This window comes from Cytobacillus luteolus (assembly GCF_017873715.1).
Taxonomy (GTDB): Bacteria; Bacillota; Bacilli; order Bacillales; family Bacillaceae_L; genus Bacillus_BV; species Bacillus_BV luteola.
On the sequence record NZ_JAGGKM010000014.1, the window covers coordinates 19,202 to 27,563 of the forward strand.

Sequence of the window (8,362 nt, forward strand, 5' to 3'; positions counted from 1 at the left end):
CATTATTGAAGAATTAATGTAACCCTCTCATGCTTGTTAACGTCTAACTATGTTGGGAACACAGTGTCAATTTGTTAAAAATTACAAAACAATTAAATTTAGTTTACAAATTTTAGAGGATTTAATGATTTTTTTCCGAATTGTATAATAAGTTATAGATGGACAGTTTTAATAGTTAAAACGTAGAGAGAGTGGGGAATTAGAATGGCACAGCTTGATACAATGCATCCTGTTTTAGGGAGAGTAATTGAAAATATTGAAAAAGTGATGATCGGTAAGCGTGATGTAGCTACATTAAGTTTAGTGGCTTTATTATCAGAGGGCCATGTTTTACTTGAGGATGTACCTGGAGTAGGTAAAACAATGATGGTTCGTGCTCTAGCTAAGTCAGTAAGTGCAGATTTTAAAAGGATTCAATTCACACCAGACCTTTTACCGTCAGATGTAACAGGTATTTCTATATATAATCCAAAAGAATTGCAGTTTGAGTTCCGCCCGGGGCCGATCATGGGGAATATTGTGTTAGCAGATGAAATCAACCGAACTTCTCCCAAAACACAAGCAGCTTTACTAGAAGGTATGGAAGAAGCTAGCGTAACGGTAGATGGTGTAACAAGGCTTTTACCAAGACCATTCTTTGTTATGGCTACTCAAAATCCAATCGAGTACGAAGGAACGTATCCTCTTCCTGAAGCACAATTGGACCGTTTCTTATTAAAAATGAGAATGGGTTATCCTTCTGTTCAGGAAGAATTAGAAGTGCTAAATAGAGCTCAAAGAACGAGGCCAATTAATGAACTTGAAGCAGTAATTACAATAGAAGAACTTATTGAATTACAGGAAGAAGTTAAACTTGTCTACGTTGAGGAGTCATTAAAGAAGTATATTATTGAAATTGTTGACCGAAGCAGAACGCATTCCTCTGTTTACCTAGGAGCAAGTCCTCGTGGTTCGATTGCTTTAATGAAAGCATCTCAGGCTTATGCATTAATAAATGGTAGGGACTTTGTTCTTCCGGATGATATTCAATTTTTAGCACCTTTTGTGCTTCCACACCGAATGATATTAAAATCAGAAGCGAAGTTTGATGGTGTAACGACTGAAAGTGTTGTTGCAAAGATAATTGAACGGACACCCGTCCCAGTTCAAAGGTCGTTGAATCGGTAAATGAAAACGACAAAAGATAAATTACGCACATTCGGGAAATTGGTAGTGGTGCTATTTTTGATTGGTCTTACATTTGTGTATGCGATGTTTCAAGGAGGATTTGTAAGCTGGTTTTTATTTTATAGCTTTTTACCATTTGGACTATATTCTATTCTTTTTGCTCTGTATCCATTAAAAACATTGAAAGTTAATAGAATCACAAATCAAAAAGAGTATAGTGCTGGAGAAAAACTAGTTGGAACGATTACCATCACAAGAAGGTTTCCTTTTCCTTTATTGTATTTAGTAGTTGAAGAGGTATTATCTCCAACACTGCTTTATAGCAAACAATCAAAAAAGTCAAAAGTGATTCTATATCCTGGTTTTAAAAGATCACTAACGTATCAGTATGTGTTCGACTCCATTCCAAGGGGAGAACATCATTTTTCAACCATTCGCATTAAGACTGGTGATATATTTGGCCTAATTGAAAAAGAGATTAACTACACGATAAAAGATAAATTTCTAGTTTACCCTCACTATGTTGACATGGTCTATCGCCAACTAGAAAGTCGTTTTGAGCAGGGAGCAACAGCATCGAACGTTAATTTACAAAGAGACACAGCAATTGCTGTAGGGATTCGAGAATATAAGCCTGGTGACCGTTTCTCTTGGATTGATTGGAAGTCATCTGCGCGTAAAAATGACATTATGACAAAGGAGTTTGAACAACAACAAAGTCATGATGTGGTGATTTTTATGGATCGAACAAAGTCCTCGCTTTTTGAACCTGTCGTAACGTTTTCTGCATCTCTTTCAAAAGCTATTCTTAGAAAAGGTGCGCAAGTTTCGTTTATTTCGATTGGAGAGGAGAAATCAATTTATCCTCTAAGAAGCGGTGAAATGCAGCAACAACAAATCTTTTATCATTTGGCTAAAGTTCAAGATGATAGCAAAACTCCTTTCTCTCAAAACATAGAAAGTGAAATTAAAAAAATGTATCAGCATGTTTCCTTTATGATTGTAACGAGCATGCTTACAGAGGATTTGCTTCGCACTTTTGAAAAAATAGCACATCGTAAAGTAAATATGATTATTTTTATTGTAAAAGAAAAGGCTTCTCAACTTTCAAGTCAAGAACTGAGCATCTTAGAAACACTTAGGAAGCGAAATGTGTTTGCAAAGGTTGTGTATGAGGGTCATTATTCAGAAGTGTTTTTTGAGGTGAGTAGATCATGACACTACTTAAAGATCGTATGGCAAAAGATCGAAGTCTATTGGTGCACGTTTTTGGATTTCTCCTTTTATGGGAGTGGTTAAGACCGCTAACCCAAGTGACAGACACTGAAAATGTCTATATCTTCATCGTCTTTATCGGTGTTTGTTTTCTGTTAAATTATTTACGTACAAGGTTACTAGTTTCTTCATCTCTTAAGCTATTTATCATGGTGTTTATGATTCATATGCTCTTTTATGAAGGGCTCTTCATTGATATAGAGTGGGTAAAATTGTTTATTTCTGAAATTATGTATAATGTTAGCCTTTTATTAAATGCAAATTGGCTAGAGATTACTCCAGCTTTTCGGACTCTGTTGTTTTTTGTTTTATTATGGCTGATGAGTTACTTGATGTTCTATTGGATCATCCTTCAAAAGAGAATATTTTTGTTCTTAATGCTAACGATTATTTATATCACGGTTCTTGATACATTTAGCCCTTATGATGCTAAGTTTGCAATCGTGCGTACCATAATCATTGGATTTAGTATGCTGGGAATTTTGTATATTGAACGCATCAGAGATAAGGAAGGTATCCAAAAGGGCTCGAAGTATATTGCTAAATGGGTTATTCCTCTCGTTGTTTTTATTGGTTGCTCAACTACAATTGGTTATTTTGCACCGAAGGCCGCACCACAATGGCCTGACCCCGTTCCTTATTTGACCGGATATGGAAAAGGAAATGGAACAGGTGTGGGTATCAAGAAGATTGGTTATGGTACGAATGACACACAGTTAGGTGGACCGTTTATCGGTGATAACACTTTGGTATTTACTGCGGAAGCTAGTAAAAGACAATACTGGAGAGTTGAAACAAAAGATGAGTATACCGGAAAAGGGTGGGAAGCATCTTATTCCACAGAAAGAACAGCCTTTAACCAAGAGAACACTGTATTAAACTGGTATGAAGAAAAAACTGGTTTCGAACTGGCAGAGGCTAATATTGACCTAAATATTAAATACCATCATATTATCTATCCACTTGAACTTTTATCAGTAGAAACGGATCCTGATATTATCTTTAGCGTAAATCCTAGTACTGAAAAAATTCATACGTTAAAGGGAGACGAATCTATTTCTGCAGAGGAATACTCAGTAACGTACAATCATCCTCAATTCCCGGTAGAAGAACTTAGAGAAGAGAAGGAAGTTATCGGAGTAAGTGAAGGATTAGAAAAAGCTGATGGCTTTTTAGATCGATATACTCAGTTACCAAAAGATCTTCCTGAACGAGTGAGAGAGTTAGCTGTAGAAATTACAGAAGATAAAACAAACCGTTATGAAAAAGTAAGAGCAGTCGAAACGTATTTCAAGGCAAATAACTTTATATATGACACGCAAAACGTTGCCGTGCCCAGTAAAGATCAAGATTATGTAGACCAATTCTTATTTGAAACTAAAATGGGGTATTGTGATAATTTCTCCACTTCTATGATCGTTCTGCTTCGCTCTATTGGAATTCCTGCTCGTTGGGTAAAAGGATATTCTGATGGAGAATATGTTAGAAATACAGACGAGGGACTAAGAGTTTATGAGGTTACAAACAATAATGCTCACTCATGGGTAGAAGTTTATTTCCCAGGTTATGGCTGGATTCCATTTGAACCGACAAAAGGATTTAGTAACCCATCTGAGTTTGTTTACGACTTATCATCAGCAGGAAATAATAGCACACCCAACACGACACCTGAACTAGAAAAACCAGATCAACCAGAGCTTGGGTTAGAAGAGGAGCAAAGTGATGGGTACAGTCCAAGCGAGAAAAGTTGGTTTGAAAACATTGAGATTGACTTCTCTGAAATCTCTTGGAAGAAAGTTTTATTTATCACAAGTGTTTTGCTGCTTGCGGCATTCATATTATACAAAACAAGAGGTAAATGGTATCCGTTCCTAGCGATACTTATGTATAAGTATCGTAAAAACGACAAAGTTTATTTCTTAGCGTATAATTCATTATTAAGACAACTCGATCAATTTGGCTTAAAGCGTAAGGAAGGTCAAACATTACGCGACTATGCGATTTATGTTGATAAGTACTTTAGTACAAATGATATGAGAAATCTTACCCTTAGTTATGAAAAAGCACTTTATCGAAGTGATAGTGCAAAAGATGAATGGGTTAAGTCGGTAGAATTGTGGGAAAATTTAATTAAAAAGACATCATCTTGACCGTAAATAGGATTGGCTGATAAAATTAAACTCAAATTTAATAGACTACTATATTCCTTCGTATATCCTCGATAATATGGATCGAAAGTTTCTACCGGGTTACCATAAATAACCTGACTATGAAGGCAGACTATTCAAATAGAGTTTTTTATCAACTTGATAAAACTAGAATTCTGCCTTTATACACATAGGGAGGATTCTAGTTTTTTTGTGTTGGATAGGTTGTTAAAAGTAGAGATAGACTTAGTTTAAGGTGTGTTTTACTATACTTGATGGGGTGATGGCAGTGAAAGGATTTCAAGAAACTATTGTAGTACTAGACTTTGGTAGCCAATATAATCAATTAATTACTCGTCGTATCCGTGAATTTGGTGTATATAGCGAATTACACCCTCATACTCTTACTGCAGAAGAGATTAAAGAAATGAATCCTAAAGGGATTATCTTTTCAGGTGGACCAAATAGCGTATATGATGAAAACTCATTTAGCTGTGATGAGAAAATTTTCGATTTAGGAATTCCGGTACTTGGTATTTGTTACGGAATGCAGTTAATGACGAAGCATTTTGGTGGGAAAGTAGAAAAGGCGAAGCACCGAGAGTATGGAAAAGCGACTATTACACTCGAGAATGAGTCAAAGATCTTTAATAACCTACCAAGTGAACAGGTAGTGTGGATGAGCCATGGTGACCTGGTTGTAGCAACACCAGATGGCTTTACAGTAGATGCAACTAGCCCATCTTGTCCAATATCTGCTATGAGTGATGCTTCACGTCATTTATACGGAGTACAATTTCACCCAGAGGTAAGGCACTCCGTGTACGGAAATGACCTCCTTAAAAACTTTGTATTTGAAGTTTGTGATTGCAAAGAAGAATGGTCAATGGAGAACTTTATTGAAGTTGAAATCGAAAAAATTAGAGCTTTAGTCGGCGATAAGAAAGTACTTTGTGCATTAAGTGGAGGAGTAGATTCTTCTGTTGTTGCTGTTCTAATTCATAAGGCAATTGGAGATCAGTTAACATGTATCTTCGTAGACCATGGCTTACTTCGTAAAGATGAAGCTGAAGGAGTTATGAAAACGTTCAGTGAAGGCTTTAACATGAATGTAATTAAGGTGGACGCGAAAGAGCGTTTCATGGCTAAATTAAAAGGCGTTAGTGATCCAGAGCAAAAACGTAAGATTATCGGCAATGAATTCATCTATGTTTTTGATGATGAAGCTACAAAGTTAGAAGGTATTGAGTATCTTGCTCAAGGTACACTTTATACAGACATTATTGAGAGTGGGACTGCAACAGCACAAACCATTAAATCCCATCATAATGTTGGTGGCCTTCCAGAAGATATGCAGTTTCAGCTTATTGAACCACTAAATACGCTATTTAAAGATGAAGTAAGAGCACTAGGAACAGAGTTAGGGATAGCTGATGACATTGTGTGGCGCCAACCGTTCCCAGGGCCAGGACTTGGAATTAGAGTTCTAGGTGAAGTAACTGAAGAAAAGTTAGAAATCGTTCGTGAATCAGATGCAATCCTACGTGAAGAAGTGAAAAAAGCAGGTCTTGAACGTGAGATCTGGCAGTACTTCACGGTTTTACCTGATATACGAAGTGTAGGTGTCATGGGGGATGCGCGTACGTATGATTATACAATTGGTCTGCGTGCTGTAACATCAATTGATGGAATGACGTCTGACTGGGCCAGAATTCCTTGGGATGTACTTGAAAAGATATCAACTAGAATTGTAAATGAAGTTAGTCATGTTAACCGTGTAGTATATGACATTACAAGTAAGCCACCAGCAACAATTGAATGGGAATAACAACTGATATAACCTAAATACGAATGAACCGAACATTTTTATAAAAAATGTTCGGTTTTTTTGTTGACATCAAAACTAGAAGTTGTTACAATGAAGACAAATAAAATATTGTTGAAATATGTCGTATAATCTTGGGGATATGGCCCATAAGTTTCTACCAAGCAACCATAATTGCTTGACTACGGGATATAAAGTGAAAGCAGAGTGATATTACTCTTCCCTTTTATTGTATTCCTTTTGGTCAGGCGCTTCGAGAATTTCTCGGGCGTTTTTTGTTTATTTAAGACAATAGTAAGGGGGAGTCGGAAGTATGAAGAAGTATTTCCAGTTTGATGAGTTAGGTACAAATTATAAAAGAGAAACAATAGCGGGTTTAACTACGTTTTTATCAATGGCTTACATTTTATTCGTTAACCCTTCAATGTTATCGTTAAGTGCAATACCAGATTTACCTGCTGAAATGAGAATGGATGAAGGTGCGGTATTCGTGGCAACAGCGCTAGCAGCTGCACTTGGATCTTTGTTAATGGGGATTCTCGCTAGATATCCTATCGCGTTAGCACCAGGGATGGGATTAAATGCATTCTTTGCCTTTACAGTAGTACTAACAATGGGTATACCTTGGCAAACAGCTTTATCAGGTGTACTTGTATCAGGTCTTATTTTTATTCTATTAACTATAAGTGGTCTTAGAGAAAAGATTATTAACTCAATTCCAGCAGAGCTTAAATTTGCAGTTGGTGCTGGTATCGGTTTGTTTATAACATTCATTGGTTTGCAAAATGCTGGTATCATCGTTGGTAATGATGCAACAATGATTGGTTTAGGAGATTTAACAAAAGGCGATACATTATTAGCGATTTTTGGACTAGTGATTACTGTTATTTTAATGGTACGTCGTGTTACAGGTGGAATCTTCATTGGTATGGTTCTTACCGCTATCGTTGGAATGGCGACTAACCTTATTGGTGTTCCTCAAGCAGTGGTAGGCGAAATCCCAAGTCTTGCTCCAACATTTGGTGCAGCATTTGAAAACTTCGGTGATGTCTTTACGATTCAAATGTTAGTGGTTATCTTAACTTTCTTATTTGTAGATTTCTTTGATACAGCTGGTACATTAGTGGCTGTAGCAAATCAAGCGGGATTAATGAAAGAAAATAAATTACCACGTGCAGGTAAAGCGCTATTTGCTGACTCAGCTGCAACTGTAGTTGGTTCTATCTTAGGTACATCAACAACTACTTCATATATTGAATCTTCAGCAGGAGTAGCTGCTGGCGGAAGAACAGGTTTTGCTTCAGTTGTAACTGCTGCTTTGTTCTTATTAGCTTTATTCTTCTCTCCATTACTTGGAGTAGTTACGGCAGCTGTAACAGCACCGGCATTAATTATCGTAGGTGTATTAATGGTATCAACTCTAGGTAAAATTGAATGGGATCGTTTTGAAATTGCAGTTCCTGCTTTCCTTACAATAATTGCAATGCCACTAACATATAGCATTGCAACAGGTATAGCAATCGGGTTCATCTTCTACCCAATCACAATGCTTGTAAAAGGAAGAGGGAAAGAAATTCATCCAATTATGTACGGTCTATTCGTTATCTTTGTTCTATACTTTATCTTCTTAGTTGAATAATAAAATGTGAAAGTACAAGTCTTCTATAATATGGCTTGTACTTTTTTGTGTATTGGGATTATTTACAAGTTAAAATGAGTTGACGAAGGAAATGTAACTTGGTATTATAAGTGAGTCGCTCCAGTGAAAAGCACATGTGAAAAAAGAAATTAAAAAACATGTTGACGTTGGAAATGATAAATGATATATTAATTAAGTCGCTTACGAGCGATTGGTTAAAAAGTTCTTTGAAAACTGAACACAACACAAGCGTCAATGTTTGTTTTAAAAATTGTTTTAGCATGAGCTAATCAACTCTATTGGAGAGTT

5 protein-coding genes and 2 riboswitches are annotated in these 8,362 nt (G+C 36.4%); all 5 genes read left to right on the forward strand.

Annotated elements, in window-relative coordinates; translation table 11 throughout:
* Nucleotides 1-204: 204 nt before the first annotated feature.
* The 5 genes from J2Z26_RS21670 (at nt 205) to J2Z26_RS21690 (ending at nt 8,053) form a co-directional block, all read left to right on the forward strand.
* A complete protein-coding gene (locus J2Z26_RS21670; protein WP_193534080.1) occupies nt 205-1,167 on the forward strand; it encodes an AAA family ATPase in 963 nt (320 codons plus the stop codon).
* Nucleotides 1,168-2,385, forward strand: coding sequence for a DUF58 domain-containing protein (locus J2Z26_RS21675; protein ID WP_227413556.1), 1,218 nt, complete (start codon nt 1,168-1,170; stop codon nt 2,383-2,385).
* Nucleotides 2,382-4,592, forward strand: coding sequence for a transglutaminase TgpA family protein (locus J2Z26_RS21680; protein WP_193534081.1), 2,211 nt, complete (start codon nt 2,382-2,384; stop codon nt 4,590-4,592). The genes J2Z26_RS21675 and J2Z26_RS21680 overlap by 4 nt, the downstream gene beginning before the upstream one ends.
* A gap of 38 nt (nt 4,593-4,630) precedes the next feature.
* Nucleotides 4,631-4,732: riboswitch (purine riboswitch) on the forward strand.
* A gap of 140 nt (nt 4,733-4,872) precedes the next feature.
* On the forward strand, nt 4,873-6,417 hold the full coding sequence (gene guaA, locus J2Z26_RS21685) for a glutamine-hydrolyzing GMP synthase (RefSeq protein WP_193534084.1): 1,545 nt from the start codon (nt 4,873-4,875) through the stop codon (nt 6,415-6,417).
* Nucleotides 6,418-6,518: 101 nt separating this feature from the next.
* A riboswitch (purine riboswitch) is annotated at nt 6,519-6,619 on the forward strand.
* 108 nt (nt 6,620-6,727) lie between these two features.
* Complete coding sequence (locus J2Z26_RS21690; RefSeq protein WP_193534082.1) at nt 6,728-8,053, forward strand: NCS2 family permease; 1,326 nt, start codon at nt 6,728-6,730, stop codon at nt 8,051-8,053.
* Nucleotides 8,054-8,362 lie beyond the last annotated feature (309 nt).

Excerpts from the sequence above, each read along its gene's own strand:
- J2Z26_RS21690 (WP_193534082.1), top strand. The coding sequence starts at position 6,728 with ATGAAGAAGTATTTCCAGTTTGATGAGTTAGGTACAAATTATAAAAGA.
- J2Z26_RS21670 (WP_193534080.1), top strand. The coding sequence starts at position 205 with ATGGCACAGCTTGATACAATGCATCCTGTTTTAGGGAGAGTAATTGAA.
- guaA (WP_193534084.1), top strand. The coding sequence starts at position 4,873 with ATGGCAGTGAAAGGATTTCAAGAAACTATTGTAGTACTAGACTTTGGT.
- J2Z26_RS21680 (WP_193534081.1), top strand. The coding sequence starts at position 2,382 with ATGACACTACTTAAAGATCGTATGGCAAAAGATCGAAGTCTATTGGTG.
- J2Z26_RS21675 (WP_227413556.1), top strand. The coding sequence starts at position 1,168 with ATGAAAACGACAAAAGATAAATTACGCACATTCGGGAAATTGGTAGTG.